Here is a 23,926-nt window from a genome sequence, read left to right on the forward strand (position 1 = left end):
GAAAGAGCAAGTAAAATTATCCATATTAGCTTTATAACACTTCAGAAAGCAAGTTGGAACTATGAATCTTCACATTCGTGAAGTAACAGCAAACAATTGGCGTTCAGTCGCTGCTTTACAAGTAACAAAGGGGCAGCAACAATTTATTGAGAGTAATGCATTTTCTTTAGCAGAGTCTTTATTTGAAGGAAACGGAACGTCAGTAGGCTTATATGATGGAGAGACACTTGTTGGATATGCGATGTATGGTTGGTATTCAGCAAAAGATGATAGCGTATGGTTAGATCGTTTTATGATTGATTATCATTTCCAAGGAAACGGGTATGCAAAACGGTTTCTGCAGCTGCTAATCCAGTATTTACAACAAAAATTTCAATGTAGAAAAATTTATTTAAGTCTTCATCCAGACAACACACTAGCAATGAAACTATATGAGTCTTTCGACTTTCACTTAACTGGTGATATTGATGATGAAGGACCCGTTGTTGGTGTTATAATGGAATTACAAATAAATGAAAGTATAAGCCTGTGAAAACAGGCTTATTTTACGCACTCTTTAAAATGTTCTTGGAACCATTCTTTATTAATATCTTTCCCAATGAAAACCACTTCACTTACGCGTTCTTCCCCTTCTTTCCACTCTCTATCATAAGAAGCAGCAAACAAAGTATGAACACCTTGAAAAACAACACGGCGATCCACTCCATCAATCGAAAGGATGCCCTTATATCGATATAAATACTCTCCTAATTCTTGAACGACAGCTGACATCCATTCATTCAACTTTTGTAAATCTAATGGCCGCTCTTCACGTAATACAAACGATTTCACACCTTCTAAATGATGGTGCTCTTTATGCGGATAAATTTCTAATGTATCACGTGTTTTAAACGTTTGAATTTCTAATAAAGCAGGAATATCTACTTCACAATTTGTCGTTGGTATTAATTTTGCCATCGGATTAATCCCTTGTAACTCAGTAAGAAGTTTTTCCTTGTCCACTTCTTCAATTAAATCTACTTTATTTACTAAAATCATATCAGCAAAGGCAATCTGCTCTTTTGCTTCTAATCCTTTTTCAAAATGTTTATGTATATGATAACTATCTACCACTGTCACAACACCATTAATTTTGTATGCTGATTGAATAACTGGATCCAAAAAGAACGTTTGGATAATCGGTCCTGGGTTTGCAAGACCTGTTGTTTCAATCACCAGACCATCAAAATCCATTTTCCCTTCTGCTTTTACGTCAAGTAATTGTTTTAAAGCAACAAGTAAGTCTTCACGCACTGTACAGCATAAACAGCCATTTGTCATTTCCATAATTTCTTCTTCAACATTCATAATTAATTGATTATCAATGCCAATTTGACCTATTTCATTTACAATAACCGCTAGTTTTTTACCATGTTCTTCCGATAAAATACGATTTAATAATGTAGTTTTCCCAGATCCAAGAAAACCAGTTAAAATTGTTACTGGAATCATTTTTACAGCTCCTTATGCCTATATCTATATACATTATATCATACAGAAAAGACATATTTATTGTAAGCATCTCTTGCTAGCTATATAATATTACCAAACAAGAAAGCCTTTTCAAAAATATCATTATTCATCAAGGAGGTCTACTCAAAATGAAACGAATTCAGATGGCTAATAACCTTGAATTTTCTCGTATCATTCAAGGATTTTGGCGTTTAGCAGAATGGAATATGTCAAAACAAGAATTACTTTCTTTCATCGAAAATTGTATGGATATGGGAATTACAACTTTTGATCACGCTGATATTTACGGGGGGTATACGTGCGAATCGTTATTTGGGGAATCATTACAATTAAAGACTTCTTTACGTGAAAGTATGCAAATTGTCACAAAATGTGGAATCGCTCCCTTATCACCAAAATTCCCAGAACGATATGTTGCTCACTATAATACTAGTGCTGAACATATCGTGAAAAGTGTAGAACAGTCGCTACAAAACTTACATACCGATTATATTGATTTGCTACTCATTCATCGACCTGACCCATTCATGGATCCAAGTGAAGTGGCAGTAGCTTTCACACGTTTACAGCAAGATGGAAAAGTACGTCATTTTGGCGTATCTAATTTTTTACCGTCTCAGTTTAATATGCTTAGCTCATATTTAGATTTCCCGCTCATTACAAACCAAATTGAAGTATCTGCGATGCAGCTTCAACATTTCGAAAAAGGTACAATTGACTTATGCCAAGAGAAAAGAATTAATCCCATGATTTGGTCTCCTCTTGCTGGTGGAGAAATCTTTACAGGACAAAATGAACGTGCTATACGCTTACGAGAAACTTTACAAAAGATTGCAAATGAATTAAATGTTGATAGCATTGATATTATCATGTATGCATGGCTACTTGCTCACCCAGCAAACATGATGCCAATCGTTGGTTCTGGTAAATTAGAGCGCGTGAAGACGGCAATCGAAGCTACAAAACTTACATTAGATCGTCAGCAATGGTTTACAATCTTTGAAAGTTCGAATGGACATCCCGTACCTTAATGTGCTAACAAATTATAGTAGGTATTGAATATCCAACTCCTTTTTATGTTATAATTACCATAAAAAGGAGTTGGATTTATGAATAACTCGAATAAAGGTTACTCCTGGAAATTACTCGAAATTTGGTTATCTATTCCAAGAAGTGCAAGACTTGCATTCTTATGGGCTATTATTTTAGGAGTTTCCTATTTAGGCTGGGTAAAAATCATTAAACAATTCTTATAATGACTGAAACTTAAATAATAATACAATTCAAAAAGCAAAGCTACTACATTATCGCTCTGCTTTCTCATACCTATTTCTTGTCATCGCAAACACACATGTATCCCTTAATCCATTACCATCTACTGCTACACTACTGCTTTCTAAAACCCCTTCTAAGTTGAAACCCAACCTCTCTGGTATCGCTCTACTTTTTACATTTCGTGAATCACAGCGAATCTCTATCCGATTTGCCTTTAACTCAGTAAAAGCATAATTCATAATACCTTGCGCCGCTTCTGTCATATAGCCTTTTCCACCGAAGCGAGAATCTATCCAATATCCAATTTCAAATCTTGGTATTTCCCAATCGATACGATGCAATCCAGCAGATGCTACAAATCCGCCTGTTTCTTTTAAAAATACTAGTAATCTCAAATCTTCACGCTGTAAAAATTGAATATGCGACCTTCTTATACTCGCTTCGATTTCTTCTTCTGTTTGCTCCTTTTGAGCGAAAACCATCCACGGCTTTAGTTCTTCTACCGATGCATTGATAGCTTCATATACTACTTTTCCATCCCCTGGTTTCGGCATTCGAATAAAAAGCCTGTCTGTGTAAAATTCAGAAGGAAAATCAAGTAATAATGGATTCATTCCAAACACCCCCATCTTTCTTTTGTATATAATAATATTAAATTTAAACTATATAGTAAATACTTTTCTGAATTTTACTTATTTTAAAACTTAAACAACACGCTCACTCAATTTATATGCACACTTTCTCTACTATTAAACTCATACAATCAACTGATTCACCTCTACCGCTGTACGTATTCCAGACTCAATCGCTCCTTGTATCCATCCATGATAAAGCGTTGTATGATCTCCTGCAAAATAAATTTTCCCTTCAGGTTTTACAATTGCTGGTTGCAATTCTACTTCTTGACCAGCTTGAAAAATAGCAAACCCTCCTAATGCATACGGATCTAACGTCCAACTTTTGGATATTCCTGACATAAATTCATCATACACTTGACCACCTAATATAGTCGCTAAATTTTGTAATGTATAATAAATGCGATCACCTTTCGATAATCCATCCCATAATAATGCATCAAAAGACCATGTATAACTTCCAAGCATAATAGCAGGTCCTTTTGAACCAATCCCATGACTCGGATAATATGCATAACGGATTGGTAAATCCGTTATAATCCTTCCCCCTAATTGACCCTGTTCTTCCCAAAAGCGACTTTTAAACTGAATTCCTATTTTCGTAGCAGCCATATAATGTAATTCACGAATCGCTCTCCACTTTTCATGTGATACAGAATCGAAAGGGTCAATTTCCACAAAGCGCATTGTAGAAAACGGAATTGTAATAATAACTAAATCACCGGTTATGCTACTATATTCAAACGTTTCTTCATGTCTACAATAAGCTGTTATTCCTTTTTGATGTTGATGAAGTTTCATCAATTTTTGATTGTATATAATATCATCTTGTAACTGCGGTAAAAAAGATTTTGGAAGCTGATCATTGCCCCCTTTAATTTCACAAAAACCACTTTCTTGCTGCAAAATATATATAAATCGTAACGTTTCAACAAATGATTTTTCTAAAAAACCTTCTAAGTCCAAAAGTACACCAATCATCTCAATCGTTACTGGTGAAAAATACGTTTTATATTGATACGGATGATATTTTAAAAACTGTGCTGTTGAATACTTTCCGAAGTCTTGTTCAACAATCTTCCAGTTTTTATCTGGGTCTCTTTTAATAAAATCAATAATTGGCTGTACTGCTAATAATAATAACTCCTCAGAGGTCTTTCCCACCTCATTCACTGCAACTGGATACTTTAAAATACTAGGATTATTTTCATATTGCTGCAACGTCGTTTTTTTACCATTCACATAAATAATATCTGTCTCATTTCGATTAATAAAAGGAGTTACTTGCAACCCGAACTTTCTTATATACGCCATCGTTAGTGTATGTATATATGGTATACGCATCGCTCCAACATCTAAATATAATCCAGTGTCCTCCATTCTAACAGTCTCAATTCGGCCTCCTATACGGTTATTCGCTTCTAAAATTTTCACAGAATGCCCTGCGTTTTTAAGTAACGATGCTGATACTAAACCAGCCATTCCAGCACCAACTATAATGATTTGTTTTGGCTCTACTGTTTTCGGTAATCCTTTATCAATAATTTTCAACATTTCATCAGTTGTAACACGGGATTGTGTATGCACTTGCATCATTCCACCCCTTGCTTTAAAAAATACAAAACAGTGATTCTTTGAATTGTATTCATAAGTATAGTAGAACAACACAATATATTTCAGAATATTCATTAATAATTCACAGAGATTTACTCTCATTCGCCATTCCTTATCATATAATAAAGATGCAGATAGGAAATGTAAGGAAAGGATTGATAACAATGAAACGCACTTACGACTATCTTGAAACAAAAAAACATTTAGAATTAAAAAAACAACTATTATGCAAAAAATTATTAAATGTAAATTTAACTGAAGAAGATCGAAATCAAATTAAGATGGAGATCGATAACTACGAATATATTTTAACTTTGGTGGAGATGAATCATTATGAACGTGGCATTTCTCATAACAAGCGGATGTAAAAACATTCGCTTGTTTATTTGAGGATAAATTAAAGTCATATCGGTTGCTAGCAGAAGCATAAAAAAGAGATGCATCACATAGAGTGATGCATCTCTTTTTTATACTTCTGTTTTCGTAATATATTCAACAGCTTCTTTCAATACGTCTTCAAATTGTTCAGGGTAATCATGGTTTACGTTAGATATAACTTTATACTTATATTGTATGTTTTTCGTTTCCAATAGCTTCACAAACCTCTGTGTACATTCAAAGCAATCTTCATCCTGATCCCCACAAATAATATATCCCTTAATACCTTTATCTTTCAATTTATTCAACAAGTCTTCCCATTCTTCAATCTCAGGAACCCACGGTGCTACAAAAACAAAACCTTGTACCGCTATATCTTCGTTTAATATTGCATGTAGCGCCACCCTTGCACCAGCAGAAAAGCCTCCGATAATTGTATGATTTAGCTCACCACGATTGTTCGCTATAATACTTTCATAATGCTCCTTTAACTCACGGGATCCCTTTTCGACATGATCCCAAACATAACCTTCTGAAAATTGAATTTGAGAGGACTGCGGTAATGCTAACAAATAACCTTGATTCACAACCGGTTTCCAATACGGTTCTGCTATTTTTATATTTTCTTGATTACCATGCACTGCAATTAATAAATTGTTATGAATACCGCTCTTCCCTTGTAGCGTTTTCAAATGAACTTGTTCAGATTTCTTTGCTGCTTCTTCTCTTTCTTTACATAACTGAATCATCTGATTAAATTCTTCATATTTATGAAGCGGTTTTAAATCTTCGTCCGTAATCAAATATTCATATCCATACCAAAACTCATTTTCGACAATCGCTTCTTTCATTATATGTAAAGCTTCTTTCTCAAGCCCAGATGCACTTGCCAATGCATATCTAAAATTAAATATTTGCGCCTTATTACCACCAGTTACCTTGTCTGCATTTTTAGTAATATAATAATATGCTTCTAAACTACCATCTTTCGCGTAACATTCTAACGTCTCATTTAGTAAACCAATGTAAGTAACCTTATTCATCTACACTTACCTCCCGTAACCTTTTAGGAATATATATTTCTTTAACATGCTTTCAGTCACCCTAAGGTTCCGGTAATACATACTGTCAAATTTTAAATATTAGATTAACAGTAACTACTCCCACTCTTAGGATAACGTTTACAAAATAACTTACAATTTTTCATAATACATCACTCCTTTCTATCTCTTATATAATTAAATACAAAATTGACAGAAAAGTCAATTTATAAAACAAAATATACTATAGTTTCACATTTCTTTTAACAAAAAAACAACAATATATCATTGTTGTTTTTTTGTTAAACAATATTTTTTTTACTTTTATCTGGTTTACTTGAGACTAAATAATGTTTCTCTGAAATATATAATTTTCGCTTTAATATACGATCTAAATACGGTGCTAGTTTCATTCCACATATAAGGCGATCCTCATCGTTTTCTACAATAGGAAACATTTCTTTTTCGGTAACATATTGGTCTACCGCTTTTTGTACAATATCAATTTCTTTTACAAGTTCTAAATTTTCTTCTGTATGTTCAAATACCTCAAGTGTTTCCTTCGTTATAATGAACGTATTTGTAGGAAATGCTGGTAGATATGGTTTTAATAAGTCATAATTCACTGTATAATCTTCATTAACTAATACTGTATAAACAATATTGGCATTTTTTTCTAGAAATTTAGCCATTGCTTGTTCTAATTCATCTTTCGTAATTTGCCTCTCCTCTTTTCCACTTTTGAAAAAGCGAAACATTGTATCGCCTCCTTTTTACTATATTATACCATAAAAAGAAAGCTTAAAAATCATAAAAAAACCCATCGAAAGAATTTTCAATAGGTTTTCAATATCTTATTTTAAGAATGCACTTAACATCCAAACATGTTGTTCTAATGTTGTATGAATCGCTAATAGCATATCTGCTGATGTTTCGTCTCCAGCCTCGTCCGCTACTTCCATACCCTCTTTTAATTCTTGAATGATTGCTGAGAAATCCTTTACTAATATTTGTACCATTTCTTCAGCCGATTCTTTACTCGTTCCTTCATGTACAGTAGATGTTTCTAAATACTCTTTCATTGTTGCTAATGGTTTTCCTTCTAACGCTAAAATACGCTCTGCTAATTCATCAATATACGTTGCTGCTTCTGTATAAAACTCTTCAAATTTTTCATGTAATGTAAAGAAGTGTGGGCCTGTTACATACCAGTGATAGTTATGAAGTTTTACATATAACACACTCCAGTTTGCTACCTGTTTGTTTAATACTTCAACAACATTTGTTTTTGTACTCATTCAATCCACTCCTCTTATTATCTTATAATTATTCTCTTTTAAGAACACATTCTTATTGTACCATAAATTCCCTACTCATCCAAATCATCCACCTATATGTCACAAAGTTGCAACAACTTTAATCATTTACTAATGTTGAAAAATCTATGTACCCTTTCTTTCACTTCATATGTCTAATTGTCCAAGCTCACACATATGCATAATAATAGGTCACGTTCATCATAGTAGAAAGAGGGATTACATGGATAATCAGCAGTGGAAAGTAGCTAAAAAAGTTGCTGCTACTTATATTGGGACTGTCGTTGGGGCTGGATTTGCAACCGGACGAGAAATTGTTGAATTTTTTACGATTAACGGATTATACGGAACAATTGGAATATGCATAAGTGGAATTCTTTTCATTTGGCTGGGTACAAAAATGATGTTACTTTCTTCACAAATCGGTGCATTTTCCGCTCAGGAATTTAACAGATATTTGTTTGGTGATGTATTTGGAAATGTGATAAACACTTTGTTATTACTCGTACTTTTTGGTGTAACAAGTGTCATGCTATCAGGTGCTGGTGCTGTATTCGAGGAACAACTACGTCTACCACGACAACTCGGTATTCTCATTACAGTTATCGCGTGTATTATCATTGGAAGCCGCGGCTTACAAGGTGTATTTGAAGTAAATACACTTGTCGTACCAATTATGATGATTTTTATTATCGGACTTGCTATTACAACTTTTATTCATGGTGCGATCCCTATCCTTAACACAGTTCCGACAGAGAGTTGGAATATGAAATGGGTAACAAGTCCCCTTACATATGTCGCCTTAAATCTTTCTCTCGCCCAAAGTGTTCTGGTACCGCTAGCAAGCGAAGTAAAAGATCAAAAAGCGATTCTATGGGGCGGAATTTTAGGAGGAGCTGGGCTGTGTTTTATTCTATTATGTAGTCATCTAGCTATTTTATCTATTGATCAATTTTACCAATATAATATTCCTATGGCTGAAGTAGTAAGAAGATTTAATGCTACTTTCCATTTTTTCTTTGTCCTTATTATTTTTGGGGAAGTATTTACAACATTAGTTGGAAACGTATTTGGGATGACAAAACAAATGCAGTCTATTACTGGCTGGAAGAGCAACCATATTATTTATTTTATTTTACTTATTAGTTATTGTTTTAGCTATATTGGTTACAGTGAACTTCTTCATATCTTATATCCTATCATCGGATGGGTTAGCATCATTCTTCTGCCAATTATCGCATATAAACAGTTAGAAAAAACATAGTAAAAAAGCATCCGCTATGTACGGATGCTTTTTTACTCACAATCTTCACAGACTTCCCAATATAGACCCATTTCTACTGCGAGAAATGGTTTTAATTGTAACCGAATCATTCTGCTTGGCATACGCTCTAAAACAAATTGAACCGCTTCTTCATCCTCTTCTAACTCGGTTTTTAAGATTGCTATTCGTTGTATAGTTGTAATCTGCCGACCCTCTTTATATAAAGTAATTCGCAACTCGTCATATTCATTAAAAAACAATTCTACACTCATATGTTCCGTTGATACACTATTAACAATTGAATATTGACCATCTTCTTCTTGGATTATATATTTCCAGCCATTTTTCTTATCTTCCATTGGAGCAACTTGAAATAATGACATCAAATCCCCGTATAGCATAAGATAACCCCTCTCTTACTAAAAAACAATGAGTATTTTATATACCCTTTTTCTCTATCACTATCAATTTTATTGTACCATATATCAATTGACTTGCTGTATTCATCTGCCTGTTCTACTTCATCACTTTTATATAAATTATGAAAAAAAACAGGAATGACTTTTATCATTCCTGTTTTTCATCAAAATACTTTTCCTGTAGCAGCTAAAGCTAATACTGCTATAAAACTTGCGAATAGTAACGAGACAATAAAACTAAAAATCGGTAATGTTTTCTTTTCATTCTTTTTAAACAATAGTCTTAAACTAATAAAGATATTTAGTGGTACAAATATGAAATAAAAATATTTAATAATTTGTACGACACCACTCGAACTATTTAAAAGTGTTTTAAATACAAACACCTCAATTAAAAAGATAAGAAAAAATGAAATACTTAACCAAAATGAGGCATAGCTAAGCCAAGAATGTCTTTTAGTTCCCCAGTACACTCCCATACTCTTCTCCTTTATAAATAGTCTATTTTACAATAATTATACACGTATATAACAAAATCCTTTATTTTCCGACTATAATTTTCTGTTTTTTATAGAATAAATGACAAAAAACCAAAAGCACTCTATTTGCTTTTGGTTTTTTAATTTATTCTACTTTTTCCGATTCTGCTTTGTTATTTTTCTCCACTTCCCTCGTTCAGCACGAGCGAGCACTGGATCTTGTTTTCTCATCGCGTATGCAATCTCTCTTTGCAATTTTTTATAATTTCGCAAACGGTTTTCTGCTAAAACACCTTCATCAATAGCCTTGCGAACGGCACACCCAGGTTCATTTTCATGCTCACAATCACGGAAACGACATCCTTCCGCAAGTTTCTCAATATCAGAAAACGCTGCATGAATTGCTTCGCTTCCCTCCCATAGTTGAAGCTCTCGCATTCCTGGTGTGTCAATCACTAGGCCACCGCTTGGTAATTGGAACAACTCACGATGAGTCGTAGTATGTCTTCCCTTACTATCCTCTTCTCGAATACCACCTGTTTTTGCAACTTCACTTCCCATTAATGCATTTAACAAAGTAGATTTACCCGCACCAGATGAACCGACAAGGGCAATCGTTTTGCCAGAAGCAACAAATTGTTTCAATGATTCAATTCCTGTTTGCTGCAAACTATCAACCGCAAAGATCGGAACACCCATGGCTACCGCTTCTGTTTCCAATATCTTTTGCTCCATTTCTTCACATAGGTCACTTTTCGTCAAAACAATAATAGGCATTGATCCACTTTCATAAGCTAATAATAAATAACGTTCGATTCTTCTTACGTTAAAATCATGATTAAGCGCATTGACTAAGAAAAGATAATCAACATTTGCTGCCACAATCTGTTCAGCCGTTCTCTCGCCAGCTGCTTGCCTAGAAAAGGAGCTTCTTCTTGGGAAAACATGATGAATAATAGCCTTGCCTTCCTCTTCTATTTTCTTTATATGCACCCAATCACCAACTGCTGGATAATCCCCTTTATCTAATGCTTCATGACGAAATTTCCCGGATAACTCAGCTATATACTCACCATCATCACAAATAATACGATACATGTGCTTATGTTCAAGTAAAATACGACCTACTTCATATTTTTCTATAGATTGATCCTCAAAAAAAGAATCCCATCCAAATGATTCTAAACGATTTTGATTCAAATTTTTATCCTCCCTATTTTGAACTCAGTGGAAGGAATACGCGATTCTTACAAAGTACCGCTCTTTCCGTCCACCTTTGTATTCGCTTTAACATTCATATCAATAATCATCGCCATAACACATCACTCCGTTCTTACTTTAGTTAATTTCATTATATGTGATAGAATTTTGAAAAGCTACTTTATTTAACTGATTTTTCAGATACATTTCTTTTATTGTTCTTATTTGCCCACGATGGCTGATTTCATCTTCTAGTACATGAAACCACAAATAGTACTGATTATATACGACGCCGTTTTCCCATCGTCCTTCTGACATTAACCAATCATCATCTTTTTTTAATCTTTTATTTCTTGCAATGTGACCGCTCTTGCATGCTCAAGCATATTAACAAGTTGTCCAATATTTTTCATATAGCCCTCTACATCCTTTTTTCGATAATCTAACAGATTTTACCGAAAGAGTACCCCTACTTTAAACGAAGTTAAGTGGGGGAGTATTCATATTCATTTTCTTGCCCCCTTTTCTAAACTCGTAATAATGAAAAGTGATATCATATAATAGACTGAAATATATCTAAATTTTCTGTTATAATAAAAATGAACAAGCACGTAGCCAGACCAAATTTTCTCAATATGCTGATATAAAATTTAAAAAGGAATACAAATACAAAAAACGAATCTTATTCACTAAAAGGAGTGGATTTGATGGAGATGTATCAATGGCTAACTGCTGTTCTCATTGGTGGCGTTACTGGTTTCGTTTCCCATCTTATCAATAACCAAGGCAAGTTATTGCTTCCACGCCGTTTAAAAACATTTTTTCACCTCGGGTTTTTCACTGATATTTTAACTGGTAGTCTTGCGGCACTTCTGGGACTCGTCTTATTTGATGTGAATACTTTAAAAGAAATTATTAAAGTGTCCATTGTCACTGCCATTTCAGGGCAAACATTTTTACTTCATCAAGCTCTCGGTGGTGAACAAGCAAAAAACACACAGATTGGTAAAGCTGATGAAAAAATCCAAGAAATTGACAAATTATTGCGACGTTAAGCTATACTTCATTTGAAATTTACTGTTATAATGGGGAATAAATATTTCTGAATTGCGTCGTCTGTCAGAAGAAAGGGTGTTTCGTATGACAAAACAAAAAATAGAAGATTTCTTAACAGACTCTGAAAAAGAGGAACTGATAGAAAACTATAAATGTTTACGAGCAGCCCGCACAAAGCGCGAAGCTAACTATTTTGGTGAAGCAGTCAATCACCTATTGGATAAAGCAAAAAAACGAATTATCGAAGAAGCAGGAATAGAAGATGAAAATGCTGCAACTATTCAATCTAAACGAAAAGCACTGTTTTAGTAATATTACTAAAACAGTGCTTTTCGTCATTTTGTTTACATAATTATTTTATCTTATACTAATAGAAAGTCAAAACTTGATTCATTCAAATCATCATCAATGGCGAATCTTCCACTGATGGAAGTATCATTTTATAGTTATTCAATTATGAAATAACGCTCTACTTTTCACTGTCTTCTTTTTCTATATGCCGATCACTTCTTCTAAACACAAGATTTCAATTCGAACAAAAAATTTAAACGCTAGATTCCAAGGATTACTTGATACACTCTTACATGGGACAGAACCATACTAAAAAACATCTCATATTCAAATGAGATGTTTTTTAGTAACAATTATTCTTTTAACAAATCTATTAATCCATTTCCTTCTGATGTTCGCTCATACCCTAATGGTACAGTACGTTTAATAAGCTGTGCGTAAATTTCTGGCTCTGATAACTTTCTTCCATATTCTCTTTCGCATTGCTTAATCAGAAGCGCTAATACTCCTGCAATATGCGGTGTTGCCATTGAAGTCCCACTTAATACCGCATACTTTCCTTCTGGATAAGTGGAGAGGATTTTCTCCCCTGGTGCAACTAAATCAATTTCTTGATTTGAATTACTAAAGCAAGCGAGTTTCCTTTCTAAATTAACAGCCCCTACCTCAATTACTTCTGAATATGCACCCGGAAAATCTAATTCTTCCGTTTTATCACTGCAATCTCCATTATTTCCTGCAGCACATACGACAAGTACGTCCTGTTTTACAGCATGTTGAATGACTTCATGTAGCTCTGGTACATCTTGTGGTCCACCAAGTGACATAGAAATAATCCGTACTCGTTCTTGATTCGGTCCTCTCCAACGTACAGCATAATCAATCGCTTCAATAATTTGTTGATAGCTTCCCGAGCCATCTCCTGATAATACTTTTAGCACTAATAACTTGGCAAGTGGCGCAACTCCTAGGACTCCAACACCATTTTCTGCTGCTGCAATTGTTCCTGCAACATGCGTACCGTGACCATTATTATCAAGATAAATTTTCGGATCACCTTCATAATCCTCAGTGAAATTTCTTCCACCAATAATACGATCTTTTAAATCAACATGATTTATATCACAACCTGTATCTAATACCGCAACTATAATATCTTTCCCTTTTGCACTCTTTTCCCAAACTTCAGGAGCATGAATCAGTTGTACACCTGGTGGAATTTCATTCACTTGCTCCACTACTTTATTTACCGTAAACGGAATTAATTGAATACCCTTTTGCCTACTTACTGTACTACTGTTCATCGTGATCCCTCCTAAAAATATATTATCTCCCTAAATTGAACGCGCTTACATTTAATGATAACATTCGTTTTCTCACTCTTATTTTCCTGCTTCAAGATTTTTCTCAATACAAAAACATCTCTTTCATCAGATATGCTGACGAAACAGACGTTTGTAAAATCTTCTGTTAATAAAGCAACTAATAACTTTACAATATATGTATATTACTTTCTTGCAAAAAAATCCAGCGTAAGACAAATATATGTGAAAAACAAGGTTATTCACATAAAAAAAACTCTTACCACCATGTGTTAAGAGGTTTTTTTTAGCTACTATAAGTTAGCTCATTCGTAATCTTTCTTTCAATTGCTTTAAATAACGGGATCGTATCACAATGAAGTATACGATTTGAACCCCCACAAAGATACTTAATACAATGGCATTTTCTTTTAAAAGCGAATACTCAAACATTTGCCCTAACGCCGTTAACGCAACCGCACCATGGAATGTCGCGACTCCAATTGGAACAAAGAACAATAATGCCAATCGAATTGTCACTACTTTTGCTAACTCACCGCTTGTTAACCCCACTTTTCGAATGGAATCAAATAAACGATAATCGTCTTCTAAGTCAGAGAATAGGCGGAAGTATAGAAAACTACCTGCACAAACAAAGAATACAATGCCAATAAAAAATCCTACAAACAAAATAGGTCCAGCAAATTGTAAAGCCTGGTTTTGATCATATGCTGCAGCACTAAACCTTGAATATTCTTGATAAGATTTTATTTGGTTTGTGAGTTCTTTTCCGACTTCAATTTTATTTTTTGTCTCCTTTGTTTTATACATGTAATCTTTTACTTCTTTAAACCCATCTTGTAGTAAATCATATTGAGATTCTGAAACTATATATATATTTCCAGTAAGCACTTTACCAAGAGAAGAGGTGTTAACTTTTTTCACCTGCAACGTTTTTTTATCATGCGGTAATTCAATTGTTGTTCTCTCTTTTCTCGGTGGACCCGGGATTTCTATCGATAGAAATAGTACTTCATTTTCATTCCATAACTCAACTGGCTCCCCCGTTAACTTTGCATACTTTTTATAATCAGATTCTCTCACAAAGGTCGCATCTCTTAATGCTTTATCTTCTGTCTTCTTTGATACAATCTCTATTTCTTCAGCGGATATATGATGCTTCTTCAATGTTTGTCCAATAAATTGTAAGTGCTGTGATTCATTTCCATTCCCTTGTTGAGAGTGGTAATGAAATGTAATTGGTTGTTCCATAATCCCCTTTGTCATAGAAGCAAAGCCCACTAATGTACCAATTGCTGAGAAAGCAACGGTCGAAATTATTGTTACAATAAAGAACATTCGTGCATTATCTCTCATCCGATACGCTAAATCTGAAAGTGTAATAATATTTGTTCTTGTCCAGTAGAACCGTTTACTCTTCTTGCATGCTCGAATAATAAATACACTGAACTGCTTATATAGTAAGTATGTGCCAATAATGACAACAGTCGTTACTGGAATCAACATAATGAACACCATGGCACCATGCGAAGTTAACGCACCTATATATCCCACGCCAAGCAATAATACAGCTAGTATTGAAAAAATAATAGAAGCTTTTGGTTCTGGCTTTGCTTTCGCTGAACCTCTAAACAGTTTCATAATTTGGTTTTTCTGAATCATCCCTGCACTAAAGAATGAAATAATGATAAATAGAATGAAAAACATAGCACATGTTATACCAATTGCAGTTGTTGGAACATAATATGGCAACGATATATCCAATTTTAATAGAAGTGGAGCAATCCAAATTAATACACCTGAAAACAACATCCCACAAATAATTCCTGTAATGATTGCAGCAATACCAATCATTACATTTTCAAAAAAGATAAGACGTCTTAATTGAAAATTCGTCATCCCTAACATCATTAAAATTCCTAATTCACGCTTTCTTGTTTTTAAAAACATTCCCATTGAATATAGAATGAAGAAAAACGTAAAAAGATAAATAATAAATTGTGCAAAAGACATGCTTACAAATACATATTGACCTAACTGACCTGCACTTAATGAAGGATGAAAAGCAAAAAACGAATAAACAAAAAAAGCCATAATTGCAAATGCACTACTCAAAAAATAAGCTGAATATGTTCGTCGATTCCGTGTTACATTACGGAACGCTAATTCTCTAATGTTCATGTTGTATCCTCCGCCCTTTTAATAACTATATCGCTATCATAATAAAGCGCGGAAATATCTTCCATCGATTCAAATGACAAAAACCTTACACTTTTGAAAGGTTACAGAAAAATTGATTAAACGAATCCGTTTCATTATAATAACTACATTCATATCTGCAACCTATTGTATATTCGTTAATTTTGCGAAATAATATGAATGGAGATTTATGAATCAGTACATATATACTTATTGCTCGTTCTAAATGAATAGGAGGAAACCATAATGACATTACAAGAACAAATTATGAAAGCACTACATGTTCAACCTGTAATCGATCCAAAAACAGAAATCCGTAAACGAATTGATTTTTTAAAAGACTATTTAAAAACAACAGGTGCAAAAGGATTTGTGCTCGGAATTAGCGGCGGACAAGATTCTACACTTGCTGGTCGCTTAGCACAGCTTGCAGTTGAAGAAGTTCGTAATGAAGGAGGCAATGCAACATTTTTCGCTGTACGCCTTCCATATCACGTACAAAAAGATGAAGATGATGCACAGTTAGCACTACAATTTATTCGACCTGACCAATCTGTTGCTTTTGATATTGCCTCAACAGTTGATACATTTTCTAACCAATATAGTGACTTATTAGGTGATTCATTAACAGATTTTAATAAAGGAAACGTCAAAGCTCGCATTCGCATGGTCACACAATATGCAATTGGCGGCCAACAAGGTCTACTTGTTATCGGAACAGACCACGCTGCTGAAGCTGTAACAGGATTCTTCACAAAATTCGGAGATGGTGGTGCCGATCTTTTACCACTTACAGGCTTAACAAAGCGCCAAGGCCGTGCTTTATTACAAGAATTAGGTGCTGAAGAACGTCTTTACTTAAAAATGCCAACAGCAGATTTATTAGATGAAAAACCAGGTCAAGCAGATGAAACGGAATTAGGTATTACATATGATCAACTAGATGATTACTTAGAGGGAAAGACAGTTTCTGCAGATGTAGCAGAAAAAATTGAAAAACGTTATACAGTAAGTGAACATAAAAGACAAGTACCTGCATCGATGTTTGATGATTGGTGGAAATAGACATGAAAAGACAAAAGAAGCCAGTTTATATTGGCTTCTTTTTCTAGATTTTTTAAGCATTAATGTCTCATCAATAGAGCTACCCCTTTAAAAATCGCCACCCACGCTAAAAAAGATAGATCTAACGTATTATGAACATTAACATTGTAGTTATTCTAACTATAACTGATACCTTTCTAACCGTCACGGAAAGGTACCACTCACAAATACAAAAAGAGCACCTGTTACAGATGCCCCTTTTCATTAATATTTGAATGTGATTGTCGCTAATGAATAACCTGCCATCGCACTATACGGTGCAACTTGGTATGAAACTCCTTTCGCCCCTGTTGGCCAAGAAAGTTCATTTAATACTTTTTTTATATCTTGCATTGTTCCATCCATCGACTGTTTATAACGCATTTCTACCTTTTTAGGCTTTGCAGTGAATTGCTTCTGCAATTTCGCTTTAAGTTCATTGTAATTTTCAGCCCCGTATTGTGCGGATAGATAAATTAAGTTCGTATCCTTTAGCATTTTTTGGTATACTACCGCTTTAGGACTACCTGTTTTTATCTTATTTGTTAATTCATTATAATAATTAGTTGATGCTTTTGGGTATTTATTACGATCCCATTCATGGTCTTTTCCTAACTGCTCATCAGACATATTATAATAAGAATATGTCACACGACCTGCTTTATCTGGAACTGGATCATCGAATGTAGTATCAAGATGATACCACTTATTCTCGATCTTCACTAGATTCCAAGCATGAGCTTGTCCATTCCCTTTTCCTGTTACAATATGGGATTGAATCCCTGCTTCTTTTAGTAATTGATATGTTAATAATGTATATCCTTGACACACAGCAGAGCGGTTTGCCAATGCTTCATATGCTGTATAAGCCTTGTAAGAAGTATCATAAGAAACATGTTTCACAACATAATCATGAATTGCTTTCACTTTTTCATGCTCATCCATGCCCTCCTTCAAAATAGAACTTACAATTGATTTTGCTTGCGCCTTCACGTATTGTGTTTGTTCTTTTGATTCACGATATGAAATTTTTAATGTAAAAGTATAGTTCCCTGGTATACCACGAATTGAATATTGTGTACTTGCTACATTATATTTTAAATACTCATCTGCATCTACTATTTTAGTATACTCTTTATAAAGCGTATCCATTACTTCTCTAGCATTCTTAGCTTTTGTTTTATACGTAATTGTAATATTCTCTTCGCGATTATCAATATGTTTTTTTAATTCTTTTCGGAAATCCCCTAGTATTTTTGCGTCTGGTTGCGTAGCTACCACTTTTGTATTTGTAGCTGCATATGATACAGCAGGCACTTGTAAACCACCTATCATGATTGTTGAACAAAGCGCGACAGCTGTTACATACTTGTTTGTTTTCTTCATCTCGCCACATCCTTCTATTCTAAAAATATACGAAAAAACTCCATATATTTTTAAAGTATACAATATTTTTTCAAAAAGAAAATATGCGATTATACATATCTTACAATCTATATGTATCAATTATAGGATATTTATACTATAATTGATACATATACTAAAATAAAAAAGCAGTAGGTTCTTAATAAGAATTAACTACTGCTTTTCTTTCTAACAAGATTGCAATACACTGCATGTATTTTCAAAAAGACGTTGCTTTAAATCCTCATTTCCAATACAAAAATACAGCATACCTAAATCTCCCCACATCATATTACAATTTGTATAATCAGAGTCAATTTGGAATAATAATGTCATATCGTGATCATGAATACCAACAGATTCTCCAGCTTCTTCAAACACTTCTCTTTGAACTGAGAATGGTTGACCAAATACTTGATGATTATCATAATGATCTGGCATTAATTCCTCTAATAGTTGTAAAAAACGATCCGAATCAGCTTCATCCTCAATAAATAGCTCAGGAAGTTTATAGGTTAATTTAAATGTTAATGTGCATTGTGTATACTTTGATTGTTTATCATTTACCCTCTGTAATTGTTCTAACGGAACGTTATGATATAAAACACATCCATTACCAGCATGTTGATAATTACTATCATAGAAGAAATACAACATACCTGTTTCAGGTAAATCATGATCCACGCCCATATCTTGCAAATCAGCTAAATTAAATTGTGCAATAAAATCCAATGCCTTTCCTTCGTGAGTTGGATATTCAAATGTAGATGGGACATCAGGAAGCCCCCCCATTTTTGAACAGCCAATGGGAAGTGACTCTTCTTGTCTCGGAACAACTTTTATACATGGAAATATAGTAGCTAGTAGTTCTCTTTTTATATGTGTTAAATCATATTTATCAATTAGTAAATCAATCTGGTTTCTCATAAATTCTCCTTACATAAATGTACTTATCCGTATCATAGCATAAACACGGCATATCCTTCATCCTGAAAAATCAAAATAATTTATTCAAAAAAAACGGGCTTATCCCTAGTACGCGAATAACTTTAATACAGCATAGTATACAGTGTTCCTACAAATACGATCCTTCATAATTCCTTATAGCAGATCCTCAAATTGTTCATTTTTCTTTATTTCAACTTTTATTATAAGGAGGCATTCCATATGGGTTTTGGTTATGGTGGCGGTTACGGCTATAGTTGTGGCGGTGGTTGCGGCTATAGTTGTGGCGGTGGTTGCGGCTACGGCTACAGTTGTGGCGGTGGTTGCGGTTACGGCGGTTTCGCTTTACTAATCGTTTTATTCATCCTTTTAATCATCATTGGAGCTAGCTGCTGGGGCGGTTTCATAGGTTGCTAAGTAGCTTTAAAAACTATTGTAAAAAAAGCACGTGAATCACGTGCTTTTTTACTATACGGCAAATCCAACCTTTGAAAGGAACTATTCCTATGAAAATTGATGGTGTTTTTGAAGGTGGCGGCGTGCGCGGAATTGCGCATGTTGGCGCAATTTGTGCATTAGCAAATCATGGCTATGAGTGGGAGCGTGTAGCGGGAACATCTGCTGGGGCTATTATTGCAGCTCTTCTAGCAGCTGGTTATTCTTGTACAGAATTAAAAATAATTATAAATAACGTTAACTATCATCAATTTATAAAAAAAAGTTTACTTGATAAAGTCCCTTTTATAGGAAAGGGATTAAGCGCATGGACTAAATTAGGCATTTATTCAAACAACTATTTAGAAAGCTGGTTAGAAGACCTCTTGCACAAAAAAGGGATCCATAGTTTTAGTGACTTACCTAATCCACAAAACTTAAAAATTATTGCCTCAGATATTAGTAATGGAAAGATGGTTATTTTCCCTGATGATTTACCTAACTATGGCTTTACAAATCAAGATTTCTCTATTGCAAAAGCAGTTAGAATGAGCAGCACCATTCCTTTCTATTTCGAACCAGTAAAGTGGAAAACACCAAAATGGAAACAACCTTGCTATATGGTTGATGGAGGTCTTCTTAGCAATTATCCAATTTGGATTTTTGACTCCCCTAATTTACCCCGTTGGCCAACTTTTGGTTTTCATTTTGTAAAAAATGAAATACAAGCTGAACCTGTTCCTTATAAAGATCCCCTCTCTATGTTTAAAGGCTTATTCAAAACGATGATGCAAGCACACGACTTACGCCATCTAGATAAAGAATCAAAAGCAAGAACCATTACAATTCCAACTGGAACAATTACAAGTACAAAATTCCAATTAACTACCGATGAAAAAGAATGGCTCTATCAGTCTGGCTTTAACGCTGCCGAAAATTTTTTACAGTCTTGGAATTTCAAAACATATATTAATCGATTTAGAAACGGAAATTGAATTTTTTTTAAATTAGTTTCATTATCCATAGAATAATACCTCTTACTGTATTCATTTACTTTTCTCATCATTTTCACATGGATATTGTAAAAACACTACATCATAAAAAAAGAAATAAGCCTAATAAACTAAATGTTTTATCCTACTACTTACGAACAATTATACCGCCAACTCAAAATTCGACGTAAGTATATGTGTTAGAGATAAGATTCACTATCCGTAAAATTAAAGTTTCATTTTATTAGGCTTATTCATAAAGTACTACTCCTCACTTTTATCACTACTATAAGACAGAAGTGGCTCATACATCATTATTGCATGATTTTCCGTTACATATTGATCCTCAACAAACTGTTTTTGTTGATTAAACACCCTTCGATGTATGACATTACGTCGGATATAGCCACCCCAATAAGCTGGCTTAATTGCATGTTCTTTTTCGTATACTTCATATTGGTAAAGCTGAGGATAGGCTGTTCTCCATTCCCCCACTAAGTGTTCGTCTGTCACGTAAAGATAAAGTTGATAAGCTTGATCTGTTTCATTTTTTATTTGTAAATCAAGATAGTTGTAGGAGCAAGTCGCACCACTTCCAAACGGCTGTGTACGCTTTGAATCCGGAAATACATCATAGCTATGACGATATCGTTCTGTTACGGTTAGTGTTGTATGTAGAGTCATCCAGTATATTAAATTTGAAAGTTGACAAAGCCCACCTCCAACTCCTGGTTTAAAAGTACCATAATGCAACACCATTCCTTCTACATACCCTTTTCTCCTTGTAGTCTTACCTATTAAACGCCAATAAGAAAATGTTTCTCCCGGCTTAATCACAACACCGTTTAACTGTTTAATGGCGATTTTTAAATTAATAATTTTATTCTCTTGATACCACATATCTACATCTTTAAGTTTACGAAGCAGTATCGTTCGATGCTGTATAACCGTACAAGATAACTTTTCTTGTTGAAAAGTTTTAGCATACTTTTTCCCATCCGTTAACCATTGAATATTTCTTTTTACAGAGTAATACCACGTTCCTAACATAATACGATACTTAGACCTTTTTTTAGGCCGTATGTTTACTTCATTCATTTTTTACTCTCCTCTATCACCAATGTACTTTCTATGGTTAAAATATTACTTATACGCTCATACAGCATTCTTATAACCACTCTCAAATAAAATATCATAATATACAGAAATAATTATAATACTGTCTTAGCAACAAAGAAACGATATTTGAAGTTAATTTTATACAAATATGAAAAAAGAGCGAATCTTAGATTCACTCTTTTTCTCTATATTAGTAGCTTAACAATTAAGGATACTGTAATCCTTCCGCTTCTTCAGCAGTAACAACAACGTAGCGTCCTCCTGTTCTTAACCCTAATAATTCAGCTTTTTCAATTGCTTCTTGTCTTGTTTCTGCATAGGCAGCTAAATATTTTATTCCATCAATAACTTGACAAATAACATAGTGTTTCATATTTCTTCCCCTTTTTCAGTTACTAGCATCTATAATATCATTTTTTACTTCCCAAAAAATATAGTCATTATATTGAGAGATTCTTTATCAATCTCGCAACCGTTTTAACACCTTTTTCTATTTCATGCATTGAAGCATATGAATAAGAGAGACGTAAATATTGGCTTGCATTTCTATCATACACATTTCCAGGATTGAGTAGAATTTTTTCTTGTAATGCCTTTTCAAACAACTCTCGTATTGAAATGTTTGGTTCGATTTGTAGCCAAATATAAAATCCACCAGTTGGTATTTGCCAAGTTGCTATATCTCTACAATATTTCTCTAGCATTTTGAGCATAAAGTCTCTCCGTTTTTTCAACTCAACTCGTATTTGCTGTATATGTTTTTCATATAACCCACTTGCAAACCATTCTGCAGCAGCTCGTTGTGATAACGAACTCGAACCGTAATCCATTTGCATCTTTATATCTGCCAATCTTTTAATGACTGGTTCTGGTCCAACAATCCAGCCGATCCTTAAACCAGGACTAATGACTTTTGACATACTTCCAATATGTAATACAATCCCATTTGTATCATTTGCCTTCAATGGGTTTGGTGGAGATGAATCAAACCATAAATCTTGATAGACAGCATCTTCAATTATAGGTAATCCAATTTCATTACATACTTTCATAACTTCTTGCCTTCTTTGCTCATTCATAACAAGACTTGTTGGATTATGAAAAGACGGAATGGTGTATAAAATTGAACCATTGAATTGTCTTTTGTATTTTGAAATAAGCGATGGTTGAATCCCATGCTCATCCATTGGAATACCAAACAAACGCATTCCAGCAGACTGAAAAACATTGAGAGAATATAAATATGATGGTTTTTCAAGTAAAATGGACGAGCCTTTGCATAGAAGTCCCATCGAAATAAGCTGCAGTGCTTGAATTGCTCCCGAAACAATTAATATAGATGCTGGAGATGTAAGAATATCAAATTTTTTTAGGTACTTTGCTATTTGCTCTCTCAATTTGAAATCCCCTCTTGGCTCCGCGTATCCTAAAGGAATTTGCCCATGAGAAAGCTCTTTCATGATTTGTTTCGTTTTTTTCTCAGGCAAAAGCTCTGGTGAAAGTTCTCCAGTACCTAATCGAATGATATGTGGATAAAATTCAGCTTGATTAATTTCTTGAATGGTAGGGAGATTCGGATAATGAATACCTGTTTCTACATAGGAATTCCAGTTAGAGTGAGACTTCAAAGTTGATATACTCCATGCATCATTTTTCACAATTGTTCCCCTTCTACCTTTTCCTTCAATCAACCCTTGCGCTGCCAATTCATCTAAAGCCATTACAATTGTACTTCGATTCACTTCAAATGCATGGGAGAAAGCTCGTTGCGACGGTAATCTTGTACCAACCGTCCATTCTCCATTTATAATTTTCTCTTTTATATACTCCTCAATTTGTTTATATAAGGGAACTGGAGAAGATCCATTTGGCTTCCAGTCAAATCGTTCCATGCTGTCGCCTCGCTTTTTTGGTTGGTTTGTTATCCAACCATATGGATGGATACAAT

26 protein-coding genes and 1 pseudogene are annotated in these 23,926 nt (G+C 34.1%); 10 read left to right on the forward strand and 17 right to left on the reverse strand.

From position 1 onward, the window contains the following. The first annotated feature begins 61 nt into the window (after positions 1-61). Positions 62-532: a GNAT family N-acetyltransferase gene (locus M014_RS0113665; protein ID WP_026592251.1), complete on the forward strand. Its 471-nt coding sequence runs from the start codon at positions 62-64 to the stop codon at positions 530-532. 8 nt (positions 533-540) lie between these two features. Here the strand turns inward: M014_RS0113665 and M014_RS0113670 are convergent, their stop codons facing one another. Further along, on the reverse strand, positions 541-1,491 hold the full coding sequence (locus tag M014_RS0113670) for a CobW family GTP-binding protein (protein WP_026592252.1): 951 nt from the start codon (positions 1,489-1,491) through the stop codon (positions 541-543). Between the two features lie 149 nt (positions 1,492-1,640). On the opposite strand from M014_RS0113670, the gene M014_RS0113675 reads away from it, so the two are divergent. Both M014_RS0113675 and M014_RS29645 read left to right on the forward strand, forming a co-directional pair. Continuing rightward, the gene (locus M014_RS0113675; protein WP_026592253.1) at positions 1,641-2,543 is read left to right on the forward strand and encodes an aldo/keto reductase; all 903 of its coding nucleotides are present in this window, start codon (positions 1,641-1,643) and stop codon (positions 2,541-2,543) included. Positions 2,544-2,621: 78 nt separating this feature from the next. Beyond that, complete coding sequence (locus tag M014_RS29645) at positions 2,622-2,768, forward strand: hypothetical protein (protein ID WP_197030401.1); 147 nt, start codon at positions 2,622-2,624, stop codon at positions 2,766-2,768. A gap of 48 nt (positions 2,769-2,816) precedes the next feature. Here M014_RS29645 and M014_RS0113685 read toward each other — a convergent pair whose 3' ends face one another. Next, positions 2,817-3,401, reverse strand: coding sequence for a GNAT family N-acetyltransferase (locus tag M014_RS0113685; RefSeq protein WP_026592254.1), 585 nt, complete (start codon positions 3,399-3,401; stop codon positions 2,817-2,819). Between the two features lie 141 nt (positions 3,402-3,542). Beyond that, positions 3,543-5,015, reverse strand: a complete 1,473-nt coding sequence (locus M014_RS0113690) for a flavin monoamine oxidase family protein (protein WP_026592255.1) — start codon at positions 5,013-5,015, stop codon at positions 3,543-3,545. Between the two features lie 185 nt (positions 5,016-5,200). Here M014_RS0113690 and M014_RS0113695 point away from each other — a divergent pair, with 185 nt between their 5' ends. Further along, positions 5,201-5,404, forward strand: a complete 204-nt coding sequence (locus M014_RS0113695; protein WP_026592256.1) for a DUF3896 family protein — start codon at positions 5,201-5,203, stop codon at positions 5,402-5,404. Positions 5,405-5,503: 99 nt separating this feature from the next. On the opposite strand, the gene M014_RS0113700 is transcribed toward M014_RS0113695, so the two are convergent. The 3 genes from M014_RS0113700 to M014_RS0113710 all read right to left on the reverse strand — a co-directional run bounded on the left by M014_RS0113700 (position 5,504) and on the right by M014_RS0113710 (position 7,752). Beyond that, positions 5,504-6,457: an alpha/beta hydrolase gene (locus M014_RS0113700; protein WP_026592257.1), complete on the reverse strand. Its 954-nt coding sequence runs from the start codon at positions 6,455-6,457 to the stop codon at positions 5,504-5,506. Positions 6,458-6,756: 299 nt separating this feature from the next. Further along, a complete protein-coding gene (locus tag M014_RS0113705) occupies positions 6,757-7,212 on the reverse strand; it encodes a DUF3939 domain-containing protein (RefSeq protein ID WP_026592258.1) in 456 nt (151 codons plus the stop codon). 96 nt (positions 7,213-7,308) lie between these two features. After that, a complete protein-coding gene (locus tag M014_RS0113710; protein WP_026592259.1) occupies positions 7,309-7,752 on the reverse strand; it encodes a Dps family protein in 444 nt (147 codons plus the stop codon). A 241-nt stretch (positions 7,753-7,993) separates the two neighbouring features. Between M014_RS0113710 and M014_RS0113715 the strand changes: the two genes are divergently transcribed. Next, on the forward strand, positions 7,994-9,034 hold the full coding sequence (locus tag M014_RS0113715) for a YkvI family membrane protein (protein ID WP_026592260.1): 1,041 nt from the start codon (positions 7,994-7,996) through the stop codon (positions 9,032-9,034). A 32-nt stretch (positions 9,035-9,066) separates the two neighbouring features. On the opposite strand, the gene M014_RS0113720 is transcribed toward M014_RS0113715, so the two are convergent. The 4 genes and pseudogenes from M014_RS0113720 to M014_RS0113735 all read right to left on the reverse strand — a co-directional run bounded on the left by M014_RS0113720 (position 9,067) and on the right by M014_RS0113735 (position 11,545). Further along, positions 9,067-9,435, reverse strand: a complete 369-nt coding sequence (locus M014_RS0113720) for a DUF3979 family protein (RefSeq protein ID WP_026592261.1) — start codon at positions 9,433-9,435, stop codon at positions 9,067-9,069. A 182-nt stretch (positions 9,436-9,617) separates the two neighbouring features. After that, positions 9,618-9,932 carry a hypothetical protein gene (locus M014_RS0113725; protein ID WP_026592262.1) on the reverse strand — a complete coding sequence of 105 codons (315 nt, stop codon included), beginning with the start codon at positions 9,930-9,932 and terminating at the stop codon, positions 9,618-9,620. 150 nt (positions 9,933-10,082) lie between these two features. Beyond that, entirely contained in the window at positions 10,083-11,132 is a 1,050-nt protein-coding gene (rsgA, locus tag M014_RS0113730; protein WP_026592263.1) for a ribosome small subunit-dependent GTPase A, read from the reverse strand. A gap of 138 nt (positions 11,133-11,270) precedes the next feature. Beyond that, positions 11,271-11,545, reverse strand: a pseudogene (locus M014_RS0113735) (hypothetical protein). Between the two features lie 294 nt (positions 11,546-11,839). On the opposite strand from M014_RS0113735, the gene M014_RS0113740 reads away from it, so the two are divergent. After that, a complete protein-coding gene (locus M014_RS0113740; RefSeq protein ID WP_026592265.1) occupies positions 11,840-12,187 on the forward strand; it encodes a DUF4257 domain-containing protein in 348 nt (115 codons plus the stop codon). 85 nt (positions 12,188-12,272) lie between these two features. Beyond that, positions 12,273-12,497 (forward strand): hypothetical protein, encoded by a 225-nt coding sequence (locus M014_RS0113745; RefSeq protein WP_026592266.1) that lies wholly within the window; start codon positions 12,273-12,275, stop codon positions 12,495-12,497. A 335-nt stretch (positions 12,498-12,832) separates the two neighbouring features. Here M014_RS0113745 and M014_RS0113750 read toward each other — a convergent pair whose 3' ends face one another. Together M014_RS0113750 and M014_RS0113755 are read right to left on the reverse strand one after the other, a co-directional pair. Further along, complete coding sequence (locus M014_RS0113750) at positions 12,833-13,783, reverse strand: S8 family peptidase (protein ID WP_026592267.1); 951 nt, start codon at positions 13,781-13,783, stop codon at positions 12,833-12,835. Between the two features lie 318 nt (positions 13,784-14,101). Further along, on the reverse strand, positions 14,102-15,982 hold the full coding sequence (locus tag M014_RS0113755; RefSeq protein WP_026592268.1) for an FtsX-like permease family protein: 1,881 nt from the start codon (positions 15,980-15,982) through the stop codon (positions 14,102-14,104). 264 nt (positions 15,983-16,246) lie between these two features. On the opposite strand from M014_RS0113755, the gene nadE reads away from it, so the two are divergent. Then, positions 16,247-17,065: an ammonia-dependent NAD(+) synthetase gene (gene nadE / locus M014_RS0113760; RefSeq protein WP_026592269.1), complete on the forward strand. Its 819-nt coding sequence runs from the start codon at positions 16,247-16,249 to the stop codon at positions 17,063-17,065. Positions 17,066-17,308: 243 nt separating this feature from the next. Here nadE and M014_RS0113765 read toward each other — a convergent pair whose 3' ends face one another. Next, positions 17,309-18,469: a transglutaminase domain-containing protein gene (locus M014_RS0113765; RefSeq protein ID WP_026592270.1), complete on the reverse strand. Its 1,161-nt coding sequence runs from the start codon at positions 18,467-18,469 to the stop codon at positions 17,309-17,311. A 207-nt stretch (positions 18,470-18,676) separates the two neighbouring features. Beyond that, entirely contained in the window at positions 18,677-19,414 is a 738-nt protein-coding gene (locus M014_RS0113770; RefSeq protein ID WP_026592271.1) for a YwqG family protein, read from the reverse strand. Positions 19,415-19,654: 240 nt separating this feature from the next. Between M014_RS0113770 and M014_RS0113775 the strand changes: the two genes are divergently transcribed. Together M014_RS0113775 and M014_RS0113780 are read left to right on the forward strand one after the other, a co-directional pair. Further along, positions 19,655-19,849 carry a YjcZ family sporulation protein gene (locus M014_RS0113775; protein ID WP_026592272.1) on the forward strand — a complete coding sequence of 65 codons (195 nt, stop codon included), beginning with the start codon at positions 19,655-19,657 and terminating at the stop codon, positions 19,847-19,849. An 89-nt stretch (positions 19,850-19,938) separates the two neighbouring features. After that, the gene (locus M014_RS0113780) at positions 19,939-20,862 is read left to right on the forward strand and encodes a patatin-like phospholipase family protein (protein WP_026592273.1); all 924 of its coding nucleotides are present in this window, start codon (positions 19,939-19,941) and stop codon (positions 20,860-20,862) included. A 261-nt stretch (positions 20,863-21,123) separates the two neighbouring features. Here M014_RS0113780 and M014_RS0113785 read toward each other — a convergent pair whose 3' ends face one another. The 3 genes from M014_RS0113785 to M014_RS0113795 form a co-directional block, all read right to left on the reverse strand. Continuing rightward, a complete protein-coding gene (locus M014_RS0113785; protein WP_026592274.1) occupies positions 21,124-21,957 on the reverse strand; it encodes a VanW family protein in 834 nt (277 codons plus the stop codon). A gap of 226 nt (positions 21,958-22,183) precedes the next feature. Beyond that, entirely contained in the window at positions 22,184-22,351 is a 168-nt protein-coding gene (locus M014_RS28330; RefSeq protein ID WP_081811034.1) for a DUF3933 family protein, read from the reverse strand. Positions 22,352-22,418: 67 nt separating this feature from the next. Continuing rightward, positions 22,419-23,870, reverse strand: coding sequence for an aminotransferase-like domain-containing protein (locus M014_RS0113795; protein ID WP_026592275.1), 1,452 nt, complete (start codon positions 23,868-23,870; stop codon positions 22,419-22,421). Positions 23,871-23,926 lie beyond the last annotated feature (56 nt).

Source organism: Bacillus sp. UNC437CL72CviS29 (assembly GCF_000482345.1).
Lineage (GTDB): Bacteria > Bacillota > Bacilli > Bacillales > Bacillaceae_G > Bacillus_A > Bacillus_A arachidis.